This is a genomic window from Stenotrophomonas sp. Steno-Z10-HUANG (assembly GCF_056393075.1).
This window is the reverse complement of the sequence record NZ_JBWJPA010000013.1, coordinates 37,996-61,027: the sequence shown is the minus strand read 5'-3', so window position 1 is coordinate 61,027 and position 23,032 is coordinate 37,996. Positions and strand designations below refer to the sequence as shown.

The following is a 23,032-nucleotide window of genomic DNA, read 5'->3' as shown; positions in this document are numbered from 1 at the left end:
GTCGGGCGCACTCTAGGCAGGGCGGCGGCGCGCCGCGTTGATCTGGATCAAAGCACGCAGGCGGTTTCGTCCAGGGTAATGCCGCGCACCCGGTTGCGGCCGCCGGCCTTGGCCAGGTAGAGCTGGCGGTCGGCCTCGGCGATCAGCGCGTGCAGCGTGCAGCTGTGCGCCGGCATGCGGCACACGCCGATGCTCACGGTCATGCGCAGCGTGCTGCCGCCTAGGGTCAGCTCCAGCGCGGCCACGGCCGCGCGCAGCTGTTCGAAATGGCGCGCGCAGGCGTCCTCGTCCTCCACGGTGACCAGCAGGCAGAACTCCTCGCCGCCGAAACGGGCGCTCAGGTCCTGCGGCCGGGTGTGGGCGTGCAGGACCCCGGCCACCGCGCGCAGTGCCTGGTCGCCGGCCTCGTGGCCGAGGCTGTCGTTGATGTGCTTGAAATGGTCGATGTCGACCATCGCCACCGCCACGCTGCCGGCATCGGCGGCGCGCCGCTCCAGCTGGCGCTGGCTGCGCTCCAGGAAGCTGCGGCGGTTGGGCAGGCCGGTGAGGAAGTCGCGGGTGGCCAGGTCCTGCAGGGTGCCGATCAGCTCCAGCTGGTCGACGTTCTGCGACACCCGGCAGAAGAACTCCTCGCGCGAGAAGGGTTTGCGCAGGAAGTCGTTGGCGCCGTTCTTCAGGAAGCGCGGGATCAGCGACGGGTCGGAGTTGCCGGAGATGCCGATCACCGCCACCCGGTCGCGCGCGCGCAGGGCGCGCAGCCGGCGGGTCAGCTCGACCCCGTCCATCCCCGGCATTTCCTGGTCGACGATGGCCAGGCGGATCGCCGGGTCCGCTTCCAGCGCCTGCAGCGCGGCCGGGCCGTCGCCGGCCTGGGCGACGCGGTAGCCGTACATGGCCAGCAGCGAGGCGGCGTAGCCGCGCGCCGACGGTGAGTCGTCCACCACCAGCGCCGAGATGCGGCGGTTGCGCTCCAGCCGCTGCACCAGCCACACCAGGTAATCCAGGCTGCCGGGCGTGTTCTTCAGGACGTAGTCGATGATGTCCTGCTGCAGCACCCGCCGGCGCAGGTCCTCGTCGTAGACGCTGCTGACCACGATGGTCGGCAGCCCGCGTTCGACGAAGTAGGCCACCACGCCGTCGCGGTCGCCGTCGGCAAGCACCAGCCCGGTCAGCACCAGGAACCAGTCGTCCTCGGCGTCGAGCAGGGCGCCGGCCTCGGCCAGCGAGGACGCAACGCTCACCGGCAGCTCCAGGCGCTGTTCGATGGCCTCGCGCAGCATCGTGGTGAAGGTGCGCGAGTTCTCGACCAGCAGGATGCGCTGGGGCAGGGGGGGGATCGGTCGGCTGTCGAAGCCGGCCGGCGGCGACACTGTCATGGGTGGGGGAATCCGGTGGCGGGTCGTCGCAAGCAGTTAGCGGCCGGCGCGCGGCGGACTTTAGCCCGGCGCCGGCGACGGCGGCATGACAGGCCCGCGGTGCATTGGCCGGACGGACAGGGCATGATGCCGCGGTCTCCGGTGATGTCGTCTGCCCCATGCGGTTGTTGCTTGTCGAGGATTCCACCGCCCTGCGCGAGAGCCTGGCCATCGCCCTGGCCGCGGAGGGCCACGCGGTCGACGCCGCCGCCGATGGCAGCCAGGCGCTGGGGTTCCTGGCGCATTACGACTATGACCTGATGGTGCTGGACCTGGCGCTGCCGGGCATCGACGGGCTGGGGGTGCTCGACGGCCTGCGCGCGCAGCGGCGCGCCACCCGCGTGCTGGTGCTGTCCGCGCGCGACCAGGTCAGCGACCGGGTCGAGGCGCTCAACCGCGGCGCCGACGACTACCTGGTCAAGCCCTTCGCCATCGACGAACTGCTGGCGCGGCTGAAGGCGCTGGCGCGGCGCCGCTTCGAAGACGCGTCGCCGCGGCTGGTCGCCGGCGCGCTGAGCGTGGATACCGCGACCTGCCTGGCGACCGGTCCGCACGGGGCGATCGCGTTGTCGCCCAAGGAGTACGCGCTGCTGGAACTGCTGCTGCGCGAGCGCGGCCGCGTGCATACCCGCGGCGGCCTGTTCGAGCGGCTGTATGCCGGCAGCAGCACCGCCTCGGACAAGGTGATCGAGGTACTGGTCAGCACCCTGCGCGCCAAGCTCGCGCGTGCCGGCGTCGATGGCCTGATCGAGACCCGCCGCGGGTTCGGCTATGTGGTCGTCTGAGCGGCACTGGCTGAGGTCGATCCGGCGGCGCCTGATCGTGGCGCTGGTGGGCGGGCTGGGCAGCCTGCTGGTGGTGTTGTTCCTGCTGCTGGACCAGGTGCTGGACCACCACCTGTACGCGCGGCTGGACGCGCAGCTGCTCGACCGCGCGCGCGCGGTCGGCGCCATGCTTGCCAGCGGCACCCCGGTGGATGCGCTGATGCCCGAGTTCCGCGAGCACGGGCACACCGATTTCTACACCATCTGGGACCGCACCGGCGCGGTGCTCGCGCGCTCGTCTTCCAGCGGCGCGCAGGCACTGGCGCGCCCGCCGCGGCTGCCCGCCGCCGAGCCGTTGTATTACGACCTGGTGCTTCCCGACGGCCACCGCGGCCGTGCGGTGGCACAGCAGGTGGCCCCGGGCCCGGCCGGCGACCCGCGCGCGGCGCTGCTCACCGTCGCCATCGAACGCACCGACGTGGACCTGCTGGAACGGCGCATCCACCTGTCGCTGCTGCTGGTCAGCCTGCTGGCGGCGCTGGGCGCGGCGGCGCTGGCGATCGTGGTGGTCAACCGTGGCCTGCGGCCGCTGCTGCGGCTGGGCGGCCGGGTGGGGTCGCTGTCGCCGGAAACCGCGCAGGTGCCGCTGCTCGACGCGACGCTGCCGACCGAGCTGGCGCCGCTGGCCGCGGCGCTGGACAGCGCGTTCGGCCGCCTCTACGACGCGCTGGAACGCGAACGCCGGTTCGCGCGCGACGTCGCCCACGAACTGCGCACGCCGCTGGCCGAGATCCGCACCAGCGCCGAGCTGGCGCTGCGCGGCGGCGACCCCGGTCGCGCGGCGGCGGCGCTGGCGATATCGCTGGCGGCGGTGGAGCGCATGCAGCGCAGCGTCGATGGCCTGCTGGCGTTGTCGCGCTACGAGTCCGGTCAGGCCGAGCCGCAGCCGGAGCCGCTGGACCTGCGCGCGCTGCTCGAGCAGCAGCGCCAGGTATTGGCGCGGGCCACGTCCGCGGGCGCGCGCATCCAGCTCGATGGCGCGGTGGAGTGGTGGACGTCGAGCGACGTCGCGCTGCTCGAGCGCATCGTCGCCAACCTGCTGCAGAACGCCGCCGAATACGCCCCGCCCGGCAGCCGCATCGTGGCCGGGATGCGGGTGCTGGCGGAGGGCGCCTGGCTCGAGGTCCGCAATCCCGCGCCCGATCTGCACGACAGCGACCTGCCGCGGCTGGGCGAGCGCTTCTGGCGCAAGCGCCCGGAGCATGCGCCCGACACCCATGGCGGCCTCGGCCTGGCCCTGGCGCGGACCCTGGCGCGGATACTGGCGCTGGACCTGCAGTTCCGCCTCGAAGCGGGCGAACTGGTCGCCCGCCTGGGCCCGTTCCCGGCGCTGCCGGAGGCCTGACCGCGGTCGCCACCGCCGTGCCGGTGCGACCCAGCACGGCCGCTCCATCGTGCACGGCAGCCACTGGCCCGGCGCGCTCGCAACCGCCGTGCGCGCCGGGCCGTGCCGCCGTGTGCAGGCACGCCGCGGGCGGCAACCCGCCGGATGCCGGCAGCGGGACGCAAACGCAACTGCTTCGCACTCGAGCGCCTTAAGCGTTTCCAAAGCCACGCCCGGCAGACTCCCGGCACCCCGTACCCCACGTCGAGGTTGTTCGATGTCCTGCCGTCCCCGTTTCCTTCCGGCGCTGCCGTTCGGCGTGGCGCTGCTGCTGGCCAGTTGCACCGCGGTGGCTGCCGCCGCGCCGGCGGCGATCCGCCTGCCGGCCGAGCAGGCGCGCGCGCTGGGCGTGCGCAACGCGGCGGCGGTCGCGGCCACCGGCATTCCGCTGGAACACCTGCCGGCGACGGTGGAGCCGGCGCTGGAGCGCAGCGCGGTGGTGACCGCGCCGTACGCCGGTACGGTGACCCGGGTGCTGGCGGTCGAGGGCAGCCAGGTCGCGGCCGGTGCGCCGCTGGCACGGGTGCAGAGCCGCGAACGGATGATGCTCGAGGCCGACGCCGGGCGCGCGGCCAGCGAAGCACGCCTGGCGGCGCGGCAGGCGCGACGCGATGCCGAGCTGCTGGCCGAGGGCATCGTGCCCGCCGCGCGTGCCGAGAGCAGCCGCGCGCTGCAGGAGCAGACCGGGGCCACCCAGGCGCAGTTCGCGCGGGCGCTGGCGCTGGCGCCGGCGGCCAGGGGCGGGCTGCCGGGCGAATACGAACTGCGCGCGCCGCTGGCCGGGCGCGTGCTCGAGCGCAAGGTGGCGCCGGGGCAGGCGCTGGAGGCCATGGCCGCCGCGTTCGTGGTGGCCGATACCGCGCAGCTGGACGTGGCCATCCGCGCGCCGGCGGCAGCACGCATGCGCCTGGCGGCCGGGCAGGTGGCGCGCATCGACGGCACCGACGCGCGCGGCCGGATCACCGCCGTGGGCAGCGCGGTCGATAGCGCCAGCCAGACCGTGCCGGTGCGCGCGCGCTTCGCGGCCGCCAGCGCACTGGTGCCGGGCCAGCCGGTGGCGGTGACGCTGGAGCTGCCGGCACCGCAGGGGGCGCTGGCGCTGCCGCGCGGTGCGTTGGCACGGGTGGGCCGCGACAGCGTGGTATTCGCCGCCACGCAGGGCGGCTACCGGGTGGTGACCGTCGAAGTGCTGGGCGAATCGGCGACCCAGGTGGTGGTGCGCGGGCCGCTCGCGGCCGGTAGCGCGGTGGCGGTGGCCGGTACCAGCGCATTGAAGGCGCTGCTGGCGGCCGGGGAGTAAGCCAATGCTCGGACGCCTGGTCGAATTCTCCCTGACCCAGCGGGTGCTGGTGCTGGTGGCCGCCGCGGGGCTGGCGCTGGCCGGCGCGCTGGCGTTCCTGGAACTGCCGGTGGATGCCTACCCGGACATCGCGCCGACCCAGGTCAAGCTGATCCTGAAGGCGCCGGGGATGACCCCGGAGGAAGTGGAGAGCCGCGTCGTCGCGCCGCTGGAGCTGGAGCTGCTCGGCCTGCCCAACGGCACCATGCTGCGCTCCACCGCCAAGTACGCCATCGCCGACATCACCCTGGACTTCGCCGAAGGCACCGACATCTACTGGGCGCGGCAGCAGGTCGCCGAGCGCTTCGGCAACGTCGCGCTGCCGGACGGGGTCGGCGGCGGGCTGGCGCCGATCGCCACGCCGCTGTCCGATCTTTTCATGTTCACCATCGAGGGCGGCGACCTGCCGCTGGCCGAGCGCCGCGCGCTGCTGGACTGGGTGATCCGCCCGGCGCTGCGCACCATCCCCGGCGTGGCCGACGTGAACGCGCTCGGCGGCGAGGTGAGCAGCTACGTAGTGGTGCCCGACCGCGCCGCGCTGTCGGCCGCCGGCCTGCATTTCCGCGACCTGGCCGACGCGCTGGAGCGCAACAACCGCAACGACGGCTCCGGTCGTCTCGGCGACGGCGAGGAAGCGCTGGTGGTCCGCGCCGAGGGTGCGGTGCGCGGGCTGGAGGACCTGCGCAACATCGTGTTGCGGGTGCAGGATGGGATCCCCCTGCGGGTCGGCGATGTGGCCCAGGTGCGCATGGCCGGAATGACCCGCTATGGCGCGGTCACCCGCGACGGCCAGGGCGAGGCGGTGCAGGGCATCGTGGTCGGCCTGCGCGGCGCCGATGCCGGCGCGGTGGTCGGCGCGGTGCGCGCGCGCCTGGCCGAACTGGCGCCGCAATTGCCGGCCGGGGTGCGGGTGGAGCCGTTCTACGACCGCAGCGCGCTGATCGACCGCGCGGTCGGCACCGTGACCAAGGCCCTGCTCGAGGCCACCGTGCTGGTGGTGGTGCTGCTGCTGCTGTTCCTAGGCGAGCTGCGCGCGGCGCTGGTGGTGGCGCTGACCCTGCCGTTCGCGGCGCTGCTCACCTTCCTGATGATGCGCGCGTTCGGCATGAGCGCGAACCTGATGAGCCTGGGCGGGCTGGCGATCGCCATCGGCATGCTGGTCGATGCGGCGGTGGTGGTGGTGGAGAACACCGTCAGCCGGCTCGACCCGGCTGCGTCCGGCGCGGGCCTGCCGCGCCTGCACCGGGTGTTCGCCGCGGTGCGCGAAGTGGCCGCGCCGGTGGCCTCGGGCATCCTCATCATCTGCCTGGTGTTCCTGCCGCTGCTGGCGCTGGAAGGCCTGGAGGGCAAGCTGTTCGGCCCGGTGGCGCTGACCATCGTGTTCGCGCTGGCCGGCTCGCTGCTGCTGTCGCTGACGGTGATCCCGGTGCTGGCGTCGCTGCTGTTGCGCGAACGCGCCCACGCCGAGCCGTGGCTGATGCGCAGGCTCGACGCGCTGTACATGCCGCTGCTCGACGGTGCGCTGGCGCGGCCGCGGCGCGTGGCGATCGGCGCCGGCGCGGCCTTGCTGCTGGGCGTGGCGGCGTGGTTCGGGGTCGGCAAGACCTTCCTGCCGACCATGGACGAGGGCGACCTGCTGGTGCAGCTGGCCAAACTGCCGTCGATCGGCATCGAAAGCAGCGTCGAACAGGACCTGGCGGTGGAACGGGCGCTGAAGGCACGGGTGCCGGAGATCCTGCACGTGATCGCGCGGGTGGGCTCGGACGAACTGGGCCTGGACCCGATGGGCCTGAACGAGAGTGACGTGTTCCTGGAGCTCAAGCCCAAGGCGCAGTGGCGCAGGCCGGACAAGGAATGGCTGGCCGACCAGATCCGCACCGTGCTGGAGGATTTCCCCGGCATCGACTACGGCTTCACCCAGCCGATCGAGATGCGGGTCAGCGAGATGCTCACCGGCAGCCGTGGCGACGTCGCGGTCAAGGTGTTCGGGCCGGAGCTGGCCACTGTCAACCAGCTCGGCACGCGCATCGCGCAGGTGCTGCAGGACGTGGCCGGCGCGCAGGACGTGCTGGCGCAGACCGCCGAGGGCGTGGAATACCTGCGCCTGCAGATCGATGCCCAGGCCGCCGGCCGCGCCGGCCTGGCCGTGGCCGACGTGCAGGACGAACTGCGCGCGCAGATCGAAGGTCTGCCGGCCGGCACGGTGATCGCACCGGACCGGCGCATCCCGGTGCTGGTGCGCGGGGATGCCGGCGTGCAGCAGGATCCGGCGCGCTTCGAGCGGCTGCTGCTGGCGCGCGGCGATGGCACCGGCGAGGTGCCGTTGTCGGCGCTGGCGCAGATCGAGCGCAGCACCGGCCCGGTGGCGGTGCGCCGCGAGAACGGCTCGCGCTTCGCCCTGGTGCAGGCCAATGTCGACGGCCGCGACCTGGTCGGCTTCGTCGAGGAGGCGCGTGCCCGGGTTGCCGGCGAGGTGCCGTTGCCCGAAGGCTACCGCATCGTCTGGGGCGGCCAGTTCGAAAACCAGCAGCGCGCCGCCGCGCGCCTGGGCATGGTGGTGCCGGTGGCCATCGGCCTGATCTTCCTGGTGCTGTTCTCCACCTTCGGTTCGATGCGGCAGGCGCTGCTGGTACTGGGCAACGTGCCGTTCGCGATGGTCGGCGGCGTGCTCGCGCTGTGGCTGACCGGCCAATACCTGTCGGTGCCGGCCTCGATCGGCTTCATCGCCCTGCTCGGCATCGCGGTGCTCAACGGGCTGGTGCTGGTCGAGCACTTCAACCAGTTGTCCGCCACCGGCATGGCCATGGCGACGGTGGTGCGCGAAGGCGCGCGGCGGCGCCTGCGCCCGGTGCTGATGACCGCCAGCATCACCGGCCTGGGGCTGGTGCCGCTGCTGTTCGCCAGCGGCCCCGGCTCGGAGATCCAGCGCCCGCTGGCGATCGTGGTGATCGGCGGGCTGGTCAGTTCGACCGCACTGACGCTGTTGCTGCTGCCGGTCCTGTTCCGCCGCTTCGGAGCCCGTTGATGGAACTGCGTCGCCTGAACCTGGTTTTCTCCCCCGTACTGGAGGACGCGGTGATCGCCGCGCTGCTCGACATGCCCGACCTGCCCGGTTTCACCACGCTGCACGGCGAAGGCCATGGCAGCAGCTTCGATACCGCCAGCGTGCGCGAGCGCGTACGTGGCCGCGTCGCCCGCGACCTGGCCTGGCTGGTGCTGCCGGCCGAGCGCGTGGACGAGGTGCTGGACGGACTGCGCCAGCGCCTGCCCGGTGCCGACATCCGCTGGTGGAGCGAGATCGTCGAACGCTTCGGGAGGCTGGCATGAAGCCGCTGCGGCTGACCCTGGCGCTGGCCGCGTGGCTGGCCGGCCCCGGCCTGGCGCTGGCCGCGCCCGATGCCGCCTACCTGCCGCCCGAGCCGCTGGTCCTGCAGGCCATCGCCGTGCACCCGGACGTGCAGGCGGCCGCTGCGCGCGCCAGCCGCGCCGAGGCCGAGGCGCGCGGGCTGGCCGCCGGGCCGCACGAACCCACCCTGAGCCTGATGTCGCAGCAGCGGCGCGTGCAGGGCGGCCTGGACTACCGCGAATACGAAGCCCAGCTCAGCCGCGGCGTGCGGCTGCCGGGCAAGGCACGGCTGGACCGCGAGATCGGCCGGCTGGGGCGCGAGGTCGCCGGCCTGCAACTGGCCGACGCCGAGCACCAGGCCGCGCGCCTGCTGCTGGCGCAATGGATGGAATGGTTGCGGGCCGAAGCCGGGGTGGCCCAGGCGCAGGCGCAGCTGGCGCTGGTGCAGCGCGACCGCGATGCCATCGCCCGCCGCGTCGCTGCCGGCGATGCCGCCCGGCGCGACCTCGACAGCGCGCAGGCCGCGGCGGCGCAGGTCCGCGCGCAGGCGACCGCGGCGGCGGCGCGCTGCGAGGCCGCGCGCATCGCCCTGCGCACCACGTTCCCCTCGATCCCGCTGCCGGAGCGTGCGCCGGCGCTGCCCGAGCCGGTCGCCGACGACACCGGCGCGCAACGCCACATCGACCACATCGTCGGTCGCAGCCATGAGATCGGGGCCGCCGAGCGCGAGGCCGAACGGCTGGAGCGCGCGGCCCTGCGCGCCCGCGCCGAGCGCCGCCCGGATCCCAGCGTGGGCCTGCGCTGGCTGGACGAGCGCGGCGGCGAGGAACGTTCGCTCGGCGTGGTGGTCAGCATTCCGTTCGGCGGCGCGCTGCGTTCGGCCAATGCCGATGCGCAACGCGCCAGTGCCGAGGCCGGCAGCGCCGTGGCCGAGGGCACGCGCCGGCTGATCCAGCGCGAGGCCGAGCAGACCGTGCGCCAGGCCGATGCCGCCTGGCGGCTGTGGCGCGACAGCTGGCAGGCGCTGGAGGCGGTGCGCGCCAGCACCGGCAAGGTCCGCCGCGCCTATGCGCTGGGCGAAGCCGGGATCGCCGAACTGATCGCCGCGCAGCGCCAGGAACAGGACAGCGCGCTGGCCGAAGCCGAGGCCCGTGCCAATGCACTGGAGGCGGCCCTGCGCATCCGCGTCGACGCGCACGAGCTGTGGCATGACGCCGGGGACAACGACGCCTGAACGCAGCGCCGGGCGCGGGACACGGCCCGGCCGCACGCGGCCGGCGGTTCACCACAGCAGGTCGCGCAGCTTGTACCAGGCCATCGCCGCCACCAGCAGCGGGCGGCGCAGCGCGCTGCCGCCGGGAAAGCGGTGGTGCGCGATCCGTTCGAATACGTCCAGCCGCTGCGCCTGGCCGGCGATGGCCTCGGCGATGACATCGCCGGCCAGGCCGCTGCTGGCCACGCCGTGGCCGGAAAAGCCCTGCGCGAAATAGATGTTCGGCCCGAGCCGGCCCCAGTGCGGGGCGCGGTTGCGGGTGATGTCGATGTAGCCGCCCCAGACGTACTCCAGCTCCACGTCGGCCAGCTGCGGGAACACCGCGCGCATGCGCCGGGTCATCACTCCGCGCAGGCCCGGCGGCGGCAGCGCCGAATAGCTGGCCTGGCCGCCGAACAGCAGCCGGTGGTCGCGGCTGAGGCGGAAATAGTCCAGCGCCCAGTTCACGTCGGCCACGGCCATGTCGTTGCCGATCAGCGCACGCACGCGTTCGGCGCCGAGCGGCGTGGTCGCGCCGATGTAGGTGCCGACCGGCATCATCCGGGTCTCCAGTTCCGGGGCGATGCCCTGCAGCCAGGCGTTGCCGGCCAGCACCACGAAGTCGGCCTCGAGCCTGCCCTGCGCGGTGTGCAGGACCGGGCGCGCGCCACGTTGCAGTCGCTGCACCGGCGAATGTTCGTGCAGCGTGGCACCGGCCGCCTCGGCCGCGCGCGCCAGCCCCTGCGCATACGCCAACGGGTGCAGGTGGCCGCTGCCCGGGTCGTACAGCGCGCCGCGGTAGCGGTCGCTGGCCAGCACCTGGCGCAACTGCGCGCGGTCCCACCATTGCAACGGGTAATCGTAGCGCCGCGCCAGGGTATCCATGTCCGCGCGCAGCGCCCGTTCCTGGCGGCGGCGGATCGGCACGCTGGCATGGCCATCGCGCCAGTCGCAGTCGATGCCGTGGCGCGCGATGCGCTGCCTGAGCCGGTGCAGGCCGTCGCGCGAGAACTCGAACAGCAGCCGCGCATCGCGCTCGCCGAGCAGCGATTCCAGCGTCTGCGCGTCGCAGCCGTAGCCCACCAGCGCCTGCCCGCCATTGCGGCCGGAGGCGCCCCAGCCGACCCGCTCGGCCTCCAGGACGCTCACCCGGTAACCCTTTTCGGCCAGCGCCAGGGCGGCGGTCAGCCCGGTGTAGCCGGCGCCCAGTACCGCCACGTCGGCGCGCGCGTGGCCACGCAGCGGCGCGCGCGGCGCCAGCGGCGGCAGGCTGGCCGCATACCAGCTGGGCGGATAGTCGGGCCGGGCGGCGGCGTCGGGCATCGGGCGCATCGAAGCAGGCGGGCAGTGCAGTCTACGTGTCCGGGCTGCCCCGGGCACGGTGGCGGGCGGTTGCCTAAACGCCGGGGCGGCAGTAGCGTGCCAGCACGCCTGTCCACCGGGGCAGGGCCTGCATACCGGTGGCGGGCGCCTGTCATGCCACCGAAGCCGAACCGTCATGAGCTCCCGTCCCCGTTCCCGCCCCCGCAAGCCCGCCGCCGTGCAGGAAGACAGCACCCTGCTGCGCTGGCTCAAGCAGCGCAACATCACCGAGGTCGAATGCCTGGTGCCGGACATCACCGGCAATGCGCGCGGCAAGATCATCCCGGCCGACAAGTTCTCGCACGACTACGGCACGCGCCTGCCCGAGGGCATCTTCGCCACCACCGTCACCGGCGACTCGCCCGACGACTACTACGAACTGGTGGCGCCGGCCGATTCGGACATGGTGCTGCGCCCGGACCCGGACACGGTGCGCATGGTGCCGTGGGCGACCGACCCGACCGCGCAGGTCATCCATGACTGCTACACCCGCAGCGGGCAGCCGCACGAGCTGGCGCCGCGCAACGTGCTGCGGCGGGTGCTGGCCGCCTACGAGGAACTGGGGCTCAAGCCGATCGTCGCGCCCGAAGTGGAGTTCTTCCTGGTGCAGAAGAACACCGACCCGGACTTTCCGCTGCTGCCGCCCGCCGGCCGCTCCGGCCGCCCGGAAACCGCGCGCCAGTCGTATTCGATCGACGCGGTCAATGAATTCGACCCGATCCTCGACCTGATGTACGACTACTGCGACGCGATGCAGCTGGACGTGGACACGCTGATCCACGAATCCGGCGCGGCGCAGCTGGAGGTGAACTTCACCCACGCCGACGCCATGGCGCTGGCCGACCAGGTGTTCCTGTTCAAGCGCACCATGCGCGAGGCGGCGCTGCGCCACGGGGTGTACGCCACCTTCCTGGCCAAGCCGATGGAGAACGAGCCGGGCAGCGCCATGCACATCCACCAGAGCCTGCTGCGCACCCGTGACGGCGCCAACGTGTTCGCCGGTGAAGGCGAGGGCGAGTACAGCGCGCTGTTCATGCAGTACCTGGCCGGGCTGCAGAAGTACGTGCCGATGGCGATGGCGTTCTTCGCCCCGAACGTGAACTCCTACCGCCGCCTGGTGTTCGGCGAGGTGTCGCCGAGCAACGTGGAATGGGGCTTCGACAACCGCACCTGCGGGCTGCGGGTGCCGATCGACAGCCTGGAGAACAGCCGCGTGGAAAGCCGCTTCGCCGGCTCCGACGCCAACCCCTACCTGGCGATCGCCGCGACCCTGGCCTGCGGCCTGCTCGGCATCCGCGAGAAGCTCACCCCGACCGCGCCGGTGGCCGGCAATGCCAAGGCGCCGGGCTATGCACTGCCGCGCTCGCTGGGCGAGGCGCTGGACGGGCTGGAAGGCTGCGCGCCGTTGCAGGCGCTGCTCGGCCCCCGCTTCTGCCGGGCCTATGTGTCGGTCAAGCGCAAGGAATACGAGACCTTCTTCCGCGTCATCAGCTCCTGGGAGCGCGAATTCCTGCTGCTCAACGTGTGAACGCGCGGCGGCCGCAGCCGGCGCTCCGGGGTGAAGGCCGGGGCGGGCGGCGTCGCCCCGGCCGGTGCTTCGTGGGACAATGGCCGGCCACGCCGGTTCAGCCGGCCCCTCCCGGATCACACTGGAGAACCCATGAATCTGCGCATCCTGACCGCTGGCGTCGCCCTGTCCCTGCTTGCCGCCTGTGGTGGCAAGGAGCAGGGCGCCCCGACCGCCGACGCTGGCGGCGAGGCCAAGGTCCTCAACGTCTACAACTACTCGGATTACATCGCCGAGGACACCATCCCGAACTTCGAGAAGGCGACCGGCATCAAGGTCACCTACGACGTGTTCGACAGCGACGAGATGGTCGAGACCAAGCTGCTGACCGGCGACAGCGGCTACGACATCGTGGTGCCGACGCTGAACTTCTTCGGCCGCCAGATCCAGGCCGGCGTGTTCCTGCCGCTGGACAAGAGCAAGATCCCGAACCTGGCCAACCTCGACCCGGAGGTGATGGCGCGCATCGCCGGCCAGGACCCGGAAAACAAGTACGGCGTGCCGTACATGATGGGCACCACCGGCATCGGCTACAACGTGGCCAAGCTCAAGGAGCGCTTCGGCGGCAGCACCGACATCGCCGGCAGCTGGGACCTGGTGTTCAAGCCGGAGAACATCGCCAGGATGAAGGATTGCGGGGTCACCCTTCTCGACACCCCGGCGGACATGATCCCGATCGCGCTGCACTACCTGGGCCAGGACCCGCACAGCACCGACCCGGCCACCATCCAGAAGGCCGCGGACCTGCTCAAGAGCATCCGCCCGTACGTGCAGAACTTCCACTCCAGCCAGTACGTCGGTTCGCTGGCCAATGGCAGCACCTGCCTGGTGGTGGGCTGGTCGGGCGACATCATCCAGGCCCGCGACCGCGCCGAGGAGGCCGGCAACGACGTGGAAGTGGCCTATTCGATCCCGAAGGAAGGCGCGCCGCAGTGGTTCGACATGCTGGCCATCCCGAAGGACGCCAAGCACCCGCAGAACGCCTATGCGTTCATCAACTACCTGCTCGAGCCGCAGGTGGCCGCCAACAACACCAACGTCACCCACTACGCCAACCCGGTGAAGCCGGCCACGCCGCTGGTGGACGCGGCGATCCGCGAGGACCGCACCATCTATCCGCCGCAGGACGTGGCGGCGAAGATGTTCACCTACGCGATCAACCCGCCGGAAGTGGACAAGCTCTATACCCGGCTCTGGACCGAGATCAAGACCGGGCGCTGAACCACGCATTCGCGTAGTTCCCCAAGGTTTGCAAGGCAAACCCTGGGCCCCGGCTCATCTTCATCCACATCCCCCGCGCCTATGGCGCGCCCCCCTTGGACTCCAAGGGGGGCTTCTCCTTCGGCCGGCATTTCTGGCGCGCCACCCGGTCCATACCGCGTCGAACAGGGCATTCCTGCGTGGAACGGCAGGGTGTCCCCGGCAAAACGCCGGCACTACACTACGCGCGCCCGTCCGTCCCGCCCGTTCCCGGAACCCTTCATGCCCGTTGATGCCAAGCCCGACATCCGGCCCGACGCCATCGCCCTGAACAGCGAGCCCGGCTACCTGTCCATCCGCGACCTGCGCAAGGAGTTCGATGGCTTCGTCGCCGTCGACGACGTCAACCTGGACGTGCGCAAGGGCGAGATCTTCGCGCTGCTGGGCGGCTCGGGCAGCGGCAAGTCCACGCTGCTGCGCTGCCTGGCCGGCTTCGAGACCCCGACCCGCGGCCGGATCCTGCTCGACGGCCAGGAGATCAACGCGCTGCCGCCCTACGAGCGGCCGATCAACATGATGTTCCAGTCCTATGCGCTGTTCCCGCACATGACCGTGGAGCAGAACATCGCCTTCGGCCTGAAGCAGGACGGCATGGCGCGCGACGCCATCGCCCGCCGCGTCGGCGAGATGCTGGAACTGGTGCAGCTGCAGAAGCTGGGCAAGCGCAAGCCGCACCAGCTCTCCGGCGGCCAGCAGCAGCGCGTGGCACTGGCGCGCTCGCTGGCCAAGAGCCCCAAGCTGCTGCTGCTGGACGAGCCGATGGGCGCGCTGGACAAAAAGCTGCGCTCGAAGATGCAGCTGGAGCTGGTCAACATCATCGAACAGCTCGGCGTGACCTGCGTGATGGTCACCCACGACCAGGAAGAGGCCATGACCATGGCCACCCGCATCGCGGTGATGGACCAGGGCTGGATCCAGCAGATCGGCAAGCCGGACGACATCTACGAGCAGCCGGCCAACCGCTTCGTCGCCGGCTTCATCGGCTCGGTCAACCTGTTCGAGGGCGTGATCGACGAGGACCTGCCCGAGTACGTCACCGTGCGCACCGCCGACTTCCCGGCGCCGATCTACGTCGGCCACGGCATCACCGGTTATGAAGGGCAGCCGGTGGCGTTCGCGCTGCGCCCGGAAAAGGTGCACATCGCCAAGGACGAGCCCGCCGGCGACACCAACAAGGCGTTCGGGGTGGTCGAGGACATCGCCTACTTCGGCAGCCACTCGGTCTACCACGTGCGCCTGCCCAGCGGCGCCAAGATCCTGTCCAACTTCGCCAACATGAAGCGCTGGGACAGCGACGGCATCACCTGGAACGACGAGGTCTGGGTGAGCTGGGACGACAACGACGGCGTGGTGCTGACTTCATGAGCGCGCGCGGGCCGAACCCTGGCGGTTGGCGGCGCTGGCTGCCGGGCGTCCGCGCCGGCGTGATCGGCGTGCCCTACCTGTGGCTGCTGCTGTTCTTCGCGATCCCGTTCCTGATCGTGATGAAGATCTCGTTCGCGAAGATGGCGGTGGCGATGCCGCCGTATACGTCCATCGTGGCGTACGTGGACAACGCCTTCACCGTCAACCTCAACCTGGGCAACTACACCCAGCTGTTCGCCGACAGCCAGTACGTGGTCGCCTACCTCAGCTCGATCCGGATCGCGGTCATCGCCACCGTGTTCACCCTGCTGATCGGCTACCCGATGGCCTACGTCATTTCGCGCCTGTCGCCGTCGGCGCGCAACATCGCGATGATGCTGGTGGTGCTGCCGTCGTGGACCTCGTTCCTGATCCGCGTCTATGCCTGGATCGGCATCCTCGACAGCAACGGCCTGGTCAACCGCACGCTGCTGGGCATGGGCCTGATCGACCAGCCGCTGCAGATCCTGTACACGCCGCTGGCGGCCTATATCGGCATCGTCTACTGCTACCTGCCGTTCATGGTGCTGCCGCTGTACGCCAACCTGGTCAAGCTCGACCACCGCCTGCTGGAGGCGGCCTACGACCTTGGCGCCAGGCCATGGCAGGCGTTCATGCGCATCACCCTGCCCCTGTCGCGCAGCGGCATCGTCGCCGGCTGCATGCTGGTGATGATCCCGGCGGTGGGCGAATTCGTCATCCCGGAAATGCTCGGCGGGCCGGACACGCTGATGATCGGCCGCGTGCTGTGGGGCGAATTCTTCAACAACCGCGACTGGCCGCTGGCCTCGGCGGTGGCGGTCGTGATGCTGCTCCTGCTGCTGGTCCCGATCCTCATCTTCAACCGCTCCCAGCAACGCACGCTGGAAGGGAAGCTGGCATGAGCGGCGTCCGTGGCCACCGCTGGCTGGGCTGGGGCGTGCTGCTGCTCGGCTTCGCCTTCCTGTACCTGCCGATCCTGCTGCTGATGCTGTACTCGTTCAACGCCTCGCGGCTGGCGACGGTGTGGGCGGGCTTTTCCACGCAGTGGTACGGCGAGCTGCTGCGCGACCGGCAGCTGCTGGACGCGGCCTGGGTCAGCGTCAAGGTCGCGTTCTGGACCGCGAGCGCGTCGATGGTGCTCGGCACCATGGCGGCGATGGCGATGACCCGCTTCCGCCGCTTCCCCGGCAAGACCGTGTTCGGCGCGCTGGTGACCGCGCCGCTGGTGATGCCGGAGGTGATCATCGGCCTGTCGATCCTGCTGATGCTGGTGTCGATGGGCGGCCTGTTCGGGCTGCCGTCCAAGGGCGTGGTGGCGATCTGGATCGCGCACGTCACCTTTACCCTGTCGTTCGTGACCGTGGTGGTGTCCTCGCGCCTGCAGGAGCTGGACCGCTCGCTGGAAGAGGCGGCCATGGACCTGGGCGCCAACCGGCTCAAGGTGTTCTTCCTGATCACCCTGCCGATCATCGCCCCGGCGCTGCTGTCCGGCTGGCTGCTGGCCTTCACCCTGTCGCTGGACGACGTGGTGATCGCCAGCTTCGTCGCCGGGCCCAGCTCGACCACGCTGCCGATGAAGATCTTCGCCTCGGTGCGCATGGGCGTGAGCCCCAAGATCAACGCGCTGGCCACGCTGCTGGTGCTGGCGGTGTCGACCGTGGCGGTCCTCGGCTGGTGGATCTCCGCCCGCGCCGACCGGCGGCGCCAGCGCGACATGCAGCTGGCGCTGCAGGACAACGGTTGAGCCGCCTCGACGGCCACGCGGGCAAGCCCCGCATCCGTGGTGCCTGCGGCGGCCCTGCGCCGTAAGCGCCGGCTTGCCCGGCACCACACCCGTCAACGCGAACGCAACGTCACCGGCGCTATCCTGCGGGCCTTCCTTGGATGCAGGTGCAGCGCAATGACTTCGTACCAGACCCTCAACCCCTTCGACGGCCGCGTCCTGCGCACGGTCGAGCTGATGAGCGCCGTCGCCGTCGAGCAGCGGCTGGCCGCCGCGCAGGCGGCGTTCCCGGCGTGGTCGGGCCTGCCGCTGGCGCAGCGCGGCGCGCTGCTGCGCCAGGTGGCCGCGGCGCTGCGCGCGCGCCGCGACGAGATCCAGCACGCGATGACCCGGGAAATGGGCAAGCTGCGCGGCGAGGCGCTGGCCGAGATCGAGAAGAGCGCGGCGGCCTGCGAGTACTACGCCGACCACGCCGCCGCTTACCTCAGCCCGCAGCCGATCGCGACCGAGGCGCAGCGCAGTTACGTGGTGTACCCGCCGATCGGCTGCGTGCTGGCGGTGATGCCATGGAATTTCCCGATATGGCAGGTGTTCCGCTTCCTGGCGCCGTCGCTGATGGCCGGCAACGTGGCGCTGCTCAAGCACGCCAGCAACGTGCCCGGCTGCGCCGACCTGATCGCCGCGGTGCTGGCCGATGCCGGCATGCCGGCCGGGGTGTTCGGCGTGCTGCACATCGACAACGAGCAGGCGGCCGCCGTGCTGCGCGATCGCCGGGTCAAGGCGGTCACCCTGACCGGCAGCGAGCGTGCCGGGCGCTCGATCGCCGCCAACGCCGGCGACCAGTTGAAGAAGTGCGTGATGGAGCTGGGCGGCAGCGACGCCTTCGTGGTGCTGGACGACGCCGACCTCGACGCCGCCGTCGCCGCGGCGGTGAAGTCGCGCTTCGACAATGCCGGGCAGACCTGCATCGCCGCCAAGCGCTTCGTGCTGGTGGATGCCATCGCCGACCGCTTCGTGCAGCGCTTCGTCGAGGCGGCGAAGGCACGGGTGTACGGCGACCCGCAGGACGAGGCCACCACGCTGGCGCCGCTGGCGCGCGCCGACCTGCGCGACGGCCTGCACCGGCAGGTGCGCCAGAGCATCGACCAGGGCGCCCGGGCGTTGCTGGGCTGCGAGCCGCTGGCCGGCACCCATGCCGGCTACCCGGCGTCGATCCTCGACCATGTCGCGCCGGGCATGCCGGCCTACGAGGAGGAGCTGTTCGGCCCGGTGGCGGCGATCCTGCGGGTCAAGGACGAAGCCGAGGCGGTGCGGGTGGCCAACGACACCGCGTTCGGGCTCGGCGGCAGCGTGTGGAGCGGCGATGCCGCCCGCGGCGAGCGGGTCGCCGCGCAGCTGCAGTGCGGCGCGGCGTTCGTCAATGCCGTGGTCAGGAGCGACGCGCGGCTGCCGTTCGGCGGCACCAAACGCTCGGGTTTCGGCCGCGAACTGGCCGAGCACGGCATCCGCGAGTTCACCAACATCAAGACCGTCTACGTGGCGTAGGTACGGGGCTTGCCCCGTACAGGGGTCTTCCCGGTGAAGCCGCATGCGGGGCTAGCCCCGCCTCTGCGGTTCAGCCGAACGGCTGGTCGATCGACGGGCTCTGCGGGGTCAGCAGTTCGGCGCCGTCGGCGGTGATGTGCAGGATGTCCTCCAGGCGCACGCCGAACCTGCCGGGCAGGTAGATGCCGGGTTCGTTGCTGAAGGTCATGCCGGGTTCGAGCAGGCGGATGTTGCCGCGGACCAGGTAATCCCACTCGTGCATGTCCATGCCGATGCCGTGGCCGAGGCGGTGGCTGAAGTAGGTGTAGTCCGGGCCGTAGCCGGCATCGACGATGCGCCTGCGCGCGGCCGCGTCCAGCGCTTCCATCGCCACCCCGGGGCGCGCTACCCGCAGCGCGCTGGTCTGCGCCTTGAGCACCACGTCGAACACGCGGCGGACGTCATCGCCGGCCTTGCCCAGCACCACGGTGCGGGTCATGTCGCTGGTGTAGCCGTCGGCCCGGCAGCCGCCGTCGAAGATGATCGGCGTGCCCTCGGTCAGCCGCTGCGGTGCATCCGAGCCGTGCGGCGAGGCGGCGGCGGGGCCGATGTTGACGTCGGCGCTGCCGCGCAGGCCGGTGCGTGCATACGCCAAGGTCACCAGCGCGGCGATGTCGTCCTCGGTCATGCCCGGCGCCAGCGCCTTCCACACCGCTTCGTACACCGCCAGGGTGGTCTGGTTGGCCAGCCGCATCAACGCCAGTTCGGCCGCACTCTTGATGCGCCGGCAGCCGGCGGTGACCGGCCAGGCATCGACGAACGTGGCATGGGGCAGGGCGTTCATGATCCCGCGGCTGCGGAAGAACGGCACCGTTTCCTCGATGCCGACCGTGCCGCTGGCGGCGCCGAAACCGCGCAGCACCTGCGCGACCAGCGCATAGGGATCCTCGTCTTCCTGCCAGCCGCGTACGTCGCTGCCGAGTTTGATCTGCTCCAGCGTGCGGCTGCGCTCGAACGCCGGGGTCACATAGACCGGCTCGCCGGTGCGCGGCAGGATCACCCCGGTCAGGCGCTCGCTGTTCCACCAGTGCATGCCGGTGAAATAGGCCAGCGAAGTGCCGGCGCCGATGAACACTGCGTCGATCCGCTGCTGGTCCATCAGCGCCTGCGCGCGTGCCAGGCGCTGCACGCGCTCGTCGACGCTGATCGGTACCACCCGCTGCGCCACCGGCTGCAGCGCGCGGATCGACGCGGGCAGCGTCGGCGCATCGCCCTGGCCATCGGCGGCCAGCGCGCCGCCGGACTGGCCCAGCAGTGGCAGGGCCACCGCGCCGGCAGCCAGCGAGCCGCGCAGGAAACGCCGGCGGCGGTGGTCGGAAAGGGTGTCGTCGCGCATGCTGTTCCCCGCAGGGCTATGAAGGATGGGAAGGGCCGCGGGCGGCCCGGGCCTACAGCCAGCCCGAGCGCTTGAACAGCCGGTACAGCACCGCGCAGACGGCGCCGACCAGCAGCACCAGCAGCGGATAGGCGAAGCGTCCGGCCAGCTCCGGCATGTGGGTGAAGTTCATGCCGTACCAGCTGGTGATCAGGGTCGGCGCGGCCAGCAGTGCCGCCCACGCGCCAAGCCGCTTGACGGTCTCGCCCTGTGCCAGGGTGACCAGCGACAGGTTCACGCTCAGCGCGGTGCCGAGCATCTCGCGCAGGGTGTCGATGGCGTCGTTGACCCGCGCGGCATGGTCCTGCACGTCGCGCAGGTACAGCCGCGCCTCGTCGTTGAGCAGCTGCGCCGGATTGCGCTGCAGCTGCGACAGCGCGTCCTGCAGCGGGGTGACCGCCAGCCGCATCTTGTTGAGTTCGCGCTTGAGGTCGTACAGGCGGATGACGGTGCGGCGCCGGTAGTTCTCGGCGAAGATGTCCTTCTCCAGCGAATCCAGCGTATCGCCGAAGCTGTCGGTGATCGGCAGGTAGTTGTCCACCACCGCGTCGAGCACCGCATACAGGCAGAACGACGGCCCCCGGGCCACCAGGTCGTGCTCGCGCTCCAGCCGCGCGCGTACCGGCGCGTACGACAGCGAGGCGCCATGGCGCACGGTCACCAGGTAGCGCGGGCCGAGGAAGGCATGGGTCTCGCCATAGCGGATGCGCTCCTCGACCACCTGCGCGGTGTGCACCACCACGAACAGCGAGTCGCCGTAGGTCTCCACCTTGGGCCGCTGGTGCGCCTTGCGCGTGTCCTCGATGGCCAGGTCGTGCAGCCCGAACTCGGCCTGCACCTTGTCCAGCACCGCGTCGTCGGGTTCGTACAGGCCGACCCAGACGAAGCCGCGGCTGCTGGCTTCGAGCACGTCGCTGATCGAATCCAGCGCCAGGTTGCGCAGCGTGCCGTCCTCGCCGTACCAGGTGCAGTTGATGACGCAGGGCGGGTTGGCCGCCGCCATGGGGGAAATACCGAGGTCCATGGGCTGCATCGTGCCTCAGCCCGGCACAGGCGCCAAGCCGCGCCGGCCCAGCACCAGGGCCAGCGCCAGGTGGACCGGCAGCAGCAGCACGATCCACTGCATGTTGAACTGGGCCTGCAGCGACAGCCAATGCAGCGGCAGCGACAGCGCGGCGATGCCGGCCAGCGTCCACAGCAGCGCGCCGAACGCGCGGCCCGGCAGGCGCCCGCGCAGCAGTTGCCAGGCGCCCGGCAGCAGGGCCAGCGCCAGCGGATTGAGCAGCAGCAGGTTGCGGTTGCCCCAGGCGGCGCGGTGTTCGCTGGCGCCCCAGAGGTAGGCCAGCAGTACCCCGGCCACGCCGCAGAACAGCCAGAACGGCAGCGCGACGCCGCCGAGCACGCGCCGGTGGCCGCGCGCGGCGAAGATCCCGCCGGCCAGGACCAGCCCGGTCAGCAGCCACGGCCACCAGGCGCGGTCATGCTCGCCCGGTTCGGGCGCCAGCCGTTGCGGCAGCAGTTCCTGTTCGGCCTGCACCAGCGGGCGTCCCTGGCTGTTGCGGGCCTCGCGCAGGCCGTCGGCCAGGCGCATCGGCACGAACGCCTCCTGCCAGCGCGACAGTGGCTGGTCGGCCCATGGGCCCAGGCCCAGGTCGAAGCCCAGCCACATCCACGGCGACGGCGAGGCCAGCCGCACCGCTTCGCTGCGGTAGGTGTTGCCGCGCGAACGCCCGGCCAGCTGCGACCGCAGGCCGCCGCCCATGGCGCGGTCGAGCGCGTCGCGCACCATCGTCGAGCAGTTGGCGGTGAAGTAGTCGTAGCGGTAGCGCGCGTTCTCCGGGCGGGAGCGCTCGGCCAGGTCGTCGGCCAGCGCCCGCGCCTGCTGCGGCGGCAGGTCCAGCCACTGGATGGAGGCGCCGCGCCCGGCGTCGCGGTACTGCGCCAGGTCCTCGTCCAGCGGCAGTGCGACCAGGTAGTACATCATCCGCCCGCGCACGAAGTTGCCGATGAAGTCCGGCTCGGACGGGTCGAAGAAACCGAAATTGTAGGAAATGGCCGGGCCGCCGCCGGGCTCGGCGACCACCAGCGCGTCGTGGCCGAAGCGCTCGAAGAACACCTCGCCCGGCTGCATCGTCACCACGCCGATGCGCGGCGCGCTGCCCGCGGCATCGGCGGCGGGCGCGGCTGCGGCCGATGCCACGCCGGCCACCAGCAGCCAGAGCAGTGCGCACGCCAGCAGGCGCGCGAGCGGCAGGGCGGGACGCGGCCGCCGGAAAAGACCCGCGGCGATCAAGCGTCGTCCTGCGGGTCGGGCGGCAGCACGGTGACGTGGAAGGCCTGCACCCGCCGCGCGTTGGCGCGCGCCACCCGGAACACGAAACGGTCCAGGGTGAGTTCGTCGCCGATCTCGGGCAGGTGGCCGATGGCCTCGGTGACCAGCCCGCCGATGGTGTCGTAGTCGTCGTCGGAGAACCCGGCGCCGAAGCGTTCGTTGAAGTCCTCGATCGCGGTCAGCGCGTCGACCACGTAGCGGCCGTCGGCCTGGATGGCGATCTGCGCGGTGTGGTCCTCGGCCTCGTCGTGTTCGTCGTCGATCTGGCCGACGATCTGCTCCAGCACGTCCTCGATGGTGACCAGCCCGGCGACGCCGCCGTACTCGTCCACCACGATCGCCATGTGGTTGCGCGAGAGCCGGAACTCCTTGAGCAGCACGTTGAGCTTCTTGGACTCGGGGATCAGCACCGCCGGGCGCAGCAGCTCGCGGATGCTGGCGTGGCTGTTGTCGGCGACGACGCCGCGCAGCAGGTCCTTGGCCAGCAGGATGCCGAGCACGTCGTCCTTGTTCTCGCCGTGCACGGGGAAGCGCGAATGGCCGGACTCGACCACCTGCTTCATCAGTTCCAGGAACGGCTGCTCGACCGGAAGGGACACCATCTGCGAGCGCGGGATCATCACGTCGCCGACGGTCAGCTCGGCCACCGCGATGGCGCCTTCCATCATGCGCAGGGTGTCGGCGGCGATCAGGCCGTCCTGCTCGGCCGTCTGCAGCACGGCCACCAGTTCGTCGCGGGTATGGGGTTCGCCGGAGAAGGCCGCGCTCAGGCGTTCAAGCCAGCCGCGCTTCTTTTCGCCCAGCTCCGGGGGGGTACTACTGTCGTCTTCGGACATCTCTTCGTTCAGGGCACCCGGCGGACCGGGCGGTGCTGAAAGTCTAG

At 71.4% G+C, this 23,032-nt stretch carries 18 protein-coding genes; 12 read left to right on the top strand and 6 right to left on the bottom strand.

Annotation, left to right across the window (positions count from 1 at the left end):
* Nucleotides 1-47 precede the first annotated feature (47 nt).
* Nucleotides 48-1,376 carry a GGDEF domain-containing protein gene (locus AC06E6_RS15480; RefSeq protein WP_478061907.1) on the bottom strand — a complete coding sequence of 443 codons (1,329 nt, stop codon included), beginning with the start codon at nucleotides 1,374-1,376 and terminating at the stop codon, nucleotides 48-50.
* Between the two features lie 158 nt (nucleotides 1,377-1,534).
* On the opposite strand from AC06E6_RS15480, the gene AC06E6_RS15475 reads away from it, so the two are divergent.
* From AC06E6_RS15475 to AC06E6_RS15450, 6 genes are all read left to right on the top strand, one after another.
* Nucleotides 1,535-2,200 carry a response regulator transcription factor gene (locus tag AC06E6_RS15475; protein WP_478061905.1) on the top strand — a complete coding sequence of 222 codons (666 nt, stop codon included), beginning with the start codon at nucleotides 1,535-1,537 and terminating at the stop codon, nucleotides 2,198-2,200.
* Nucleotides 2,187-3,584: a sensor histidine kinase gene (locus AC06E6_RS15470; RefSeq protein ID WP_478061904.1), complete on the top strand. Its 1,398-nt coding sequence runs from the start codon at nucleotides 2,187-2,189 to the stop codon at nucleotides 3,582-3,584. The genes AC06E6_RS15475 and AC06E6_RS15470 overlap by 14 nt, the downstream gene beginning before the upstream one ends.
* 256 nt (nucleotides 3,585-3,840) lie before the next feature.
* The gene (locus tag AC06E6_RS15465) at nucleotides 3,841-4,923 is read left to right on the top strand and encodes an efflux RND transporter periplasmic adaptor subunit (RefSeq protein WP_478061902.1); all 1,083 of its coding nucleotides are present in this window, start codon (nucleotides 3,841-3,843) and stop codon (nucleotides 4,921-4,923) included.
* A gap of 4 nt (nucleotides 4,924-4,927) precedes the next feature.
* The gene (locus AC06E6_RS15460; RefSeq protein WP_478061900.1) at nucleotides 4,928-7,987 is read left to right on the top strand and encodes an efflux RND transporter permease subunit; all 3,060 of its coding nucleotides are present in this window, start codon (nucleotides 4,928-4,930) and stop codon (nucleotides 7,985-7,987) included.
* A complete protein-coding gene (locus tag AC06E6_RS15455) occupies nucleotides 7,987-8,289 on the top strand; it encodes a DUF3240 family protein (RefSeq protein WP_104938468.1) in 303 nt (100 codons plus the stop codon). The genes AC06E6_RS15460 and AC06E6_RS15455 overlap by 1 nt, the downstream gene beginning before the upstream one ends.
* On the top strand, nucleotides 8,286-9,542 hold the full coding sequence (locus AC06E6_RS15450; protein ID WP_478061899.1) for a TolC family protein: 1,257 nt from the start codon (nucleotides 8,286-8,288) through the stop codon (nucleotides 9,540-9,542). The genes AC06E6_RS15455 and AC06E6_RS15450 overlap by 4 nt, the downstream gene beginning before the upstream one ends.
* Nucleotides 9,543-9,590: 48 nt before the next feature.
* Here AC06E6_RS15450 and AC06E6_RS15445 read toward each other — a convergent pair whose 3' ends face one another.
* On the bottom strand, nucleotides 9,591-10,883 hold the full coding sequence (locus tag AC06E6_RS15445) for an NAD(P)/FAD-dependent oxidoreductase (protein WP_478061897.1): 1,293 nt from the start codon (nucleotides 10,881-10,883) through the stop codon (nucleotides 9,591-9,593).
* Nucleotides 10,884-11,058: 175 nt separating this feature from the next.
* Between AC06E6_RS15445 and AC06E6_RS15440 the strand changes: the two genes are divergently transcribed.
* The 6 genes from AC06E6_RS15440 to AC06E6_RS15415 all read left to right on the top strand — a co-directional run bounded on the left by AC06E6_RS15440 (nucleotide 11,059) and on the right by AC06E6_RS15415 (nucleotide 18,403).
* Complete coding sequence (locus AC06E6_RS15440) at nucleotides 11,059-12,450, top strand: glutamine synthetase family protein (protein ID WP_161615428.1); 1,392 nt, start codon at nucleotides 11,059-11,061, stop codon at nucleotides 12,448-12,450.
* A gap of 132 nt (nucleotides 12,451-12,582) precedes the next feature.
* Nucleotides 12,583-13,710 carry a polyamine ABC transporter substrate-binding protein gene (locus tag AC06E6_RS15435; protein WP_161615429.1) on the top strand — a complete coding sequence of 376 codons (1,128 nt, stop codon included), beginning with the start codon at nucleotides 12,583-12,585 and terminating at the stop codon, nucleotides 13,708-13,710.
* A gap of 261 nt (nucleotides 13,711-13,971) precedes the next feature.
* Complete coding sequence (locus AC06E6_RS15430) at nucleotides 13,972-15,114, top strand: ABC transporter ATP-binding protein (RefSeq protein ID WP_056932098.1); 1,143 nt, start codon at nucleotides 13,972-13,974, stop codon at nucleotides 15,112-15,114.
* Nucleotides 15,111-16,037, top strand: a complete 927-nt coding sequence (locus tag AC06E6_RS15425) for an ABC transporter permease subunit (protein WP_478061895.1) — start codon at nucleotides 15,111-15,113, stop codon at nucleotides 16,035-16,037. The genes AC06E6_RS15430 and AC06E6_RS15425 overlap by 4 nt, the downstream gene beginning before the upstream one ends.
* Nucleotides 16,034-16,879, top strand: a complete 846-nt coding sequence (locus AC06E6_RS15420; protein ID WP_104938473.1) for an ABC transporter permease subunit — start codon at nucleotides 16,034-16,036, stop codon at nucleotides 16,877-16,879. Before AC06E6_RS15425 ends, AC06E6_RS15420 begins: the two co-directional genes overlap by 4 nt.
* A 156-nt stretch (nucleotides 16,880-17,035) precedes the next feature.
* Complete coding sequence (locus tag AC06E6_RS15415; protein ID WP_478061894.1) at nucleotides 17,036-18,403, top strand: NAD-dependent succinate-semialdehyde dehydrogenase; 1,368 nt, start codon at nucleotides 17,036-17,038, stop codon at nucleotides 18,401-18,403.
* A gap of 70 nt (nucleotides 18,404-18,473) precedes the next feature.
* On the opposite strand, the gene AC06E6_RS15410 is transcribed toward AC06E6_RS15415, so the two are convergent.
* From AC06E6_RS15410 to AC06E6_RS15395, 4 genes are read right to left on the bottom strand one after another with little or no spacing between them, the layout of a single operon-like run.
* Nucleotides 18,474-19,778: a M24 family metallopeptidase gene (locus AC06E6_RS15410; RefSeq protein ID WP_478061893.1), complete on the bottom strand. Its 1,305-nt coding sequence runs from the start codon at nucleotides 19,776-19,778 to the stop codon at nucleotides 18,474-18,476.
* A 52-nt stretch (nucleotides 19,779-19,830) separates the two neighbouring features.
* A complete protein-coding gene (locus AC06E6_RS15405; RefSeq protein WP_233996323.1) occupies nucleotides 19,831-20,841 on the bottom strand; it encodes a magnesium and cobalt transport protein CorA in 1,011 nt (336 codons plus the stop codon).
* Nucleotides 20,842-20,856: 15 nt separating this feature from the next.
* Nucleotides 20,857-22,110, bottom strand: coding sequence for a lipoprotein N-acyltransferase Lnb domain-containing protein (locus AC06E6_RS15400; RefSeq protein ID WP_409476556.1), 1,254 nt, complete (start codon nucleotides 22,108-22,110; stop codon nucleotides 20,857-20,859).
* Nucleotides 22,107-22,985 (bottom strand): HlyC/CorC family transporter, encoded by an 879-nt coding sequence (locus tag AC06E6_RS15395; RefSeq protein ID WP_161615433.1) that lies wholly within the window; start codon nucleotides 22,983-22,985, stop codon nucleotides 22,107-22,109. The genes AC06E6_RS15400 and AC06E6_RS15395 overlap by 4 nt, the downstream gene beginning before the upstream one ends.
* Nucleotides 22,986-23,032 lie beyond the last annotated feature (47 nt).

What these genes read in the sequence shown, in the direction of transcription:
- AC06E6_RS15480 (WP_478061907.1), bottom strand. Translation starts at nt 1,376, where the DNA reads ATGACAGTGTCGCCGCCGGCCGGCTTCGACAGCCGACCGATCCCCCCC.
- AC06E6_RS15475 (WP_478061905.1), top strand. Translation starts at nt 1,535, where the DNA reads ATGCGGTTGTTGCTTGTCGAGGATTCCACCGCCCTGCGCGAGAGCCTG.
- AC06E6_RS15470 (WP_478061904.1), top strand. Translation starts at nt 2,187, where the DNA reads ATGTGGTCGTCTGAGCGGCACTGGCTGAGGTCGATCCGGCGGCGCCTG.
- AC06E6_RS15465 (WP_478061902.1), top strand. Translation starts at nt 3,841, where the DNA reads ATGTCCTGCCGTCCCCGTTTCCTTCCGGCGCTGCCGTTCGGCGTGGCG.
- AC06E6_RS15460 (WP_478061900.1), top strand. Translation starts at nt 4,928, where the DNA reads ATGCTCGGACGCCTGGTCGAATTCTCCCTGACCCAGCGGGTGCTGGTG.
- AC06E6_RS15455 (WP_104938468.1), top strand. Translation starts at nt 7,987, where the DNA reads ATGGAACTGCGTCGCCTGAACCTGGTTTTCTCCCCCGTACTGGAGGAC.
- AC06E6_RS15450 (WP_478061899.1), top strand. Translation starts at nt 8,286, where the DNA reads ATGAAGCCGCTGCGGCTGACCCTGGCGCTGGCCGCGTGGCTGGCCGGC.
- AC06E6_RS15445 (WP_478061897.1), bottom strand. Translation starts at nt 10,883, where the DNA reads ATGCCCGACGCCGCCGCCCGGCCCGACTATCCGCCCAGCTGGTATGCG.
- AC06E6_RS15440 (WP_161615428.1), top strand. Translation starts at nt 11,059, where the DNA reads ATGAGCTCCCGTCCCCGTTCCCGCCCCCGCAAGCCCGCCGCCGTGCAG.
- AC06E6_RS15435 (WP_161615429.1), top strand. Translation starts at nt 12,583, where the DNA reads ATGAATCTGCGCATCCTGACCGCTGGCGTCGCCCTGTCCCTGCTTGCC.
- AC06E6_RS15430 (WP_056932098.1), top strand. Translation starts at nt 13,972, where the DNA reads ATGCCCGTTGATGCCAAGCCCGACATCCGGCCCGACGCCATCGCCCTG.
- AC06E6_RS15425 (WP_478061895.1), top strand. Translation starts at nt 15,111, where the DNA reads ATGAGCGCGCGCGGGCCGAACCCTGGCGGTTGGCGGCGCTGGCTGCCG.
- AC06E6_RS15420 (WP_104938473.1), top strand. Translation starts at nt 16,034, where the DNA reads ATGAGCGGCGTCCGTGGCCACCGCTGGCTGGGCTGGGGCGTGCTGCTG.
- AC06E6_RS15415 (WP_478061894.1), top strand. Translation starts at nt 17,036, where the DNA reads ATGACTTCGTACCAGACCCTCAACCCCTTCGACGGCCGCGTCCTGCGC.
- AC06E6_RS15410 (WP_478061893.1), bottom strand. Translation starts at nt 19,778, where the DNA reads ATGCGCGACGACACCCTTTCCGACCACCGCCGCCGGCGTTTCCTGCGC.
- AC06E6_RS15405 (WP_233996323.1), bottom strand. Translation starts at nt 20,841, where the DNA reads ATGGACCTCGGTATTTCCCCCATGGCGGCGGCCAACCCGCCCTGCGTC.
- AC06E6_RS15395 (WP_161615433.1), bottom strand. Translation starts at nt 22,985, where the DNA reads ATGTCCGAAGACGACAGTAGTACCCCCCCGGAGCTGGGCGAAAAGAAG.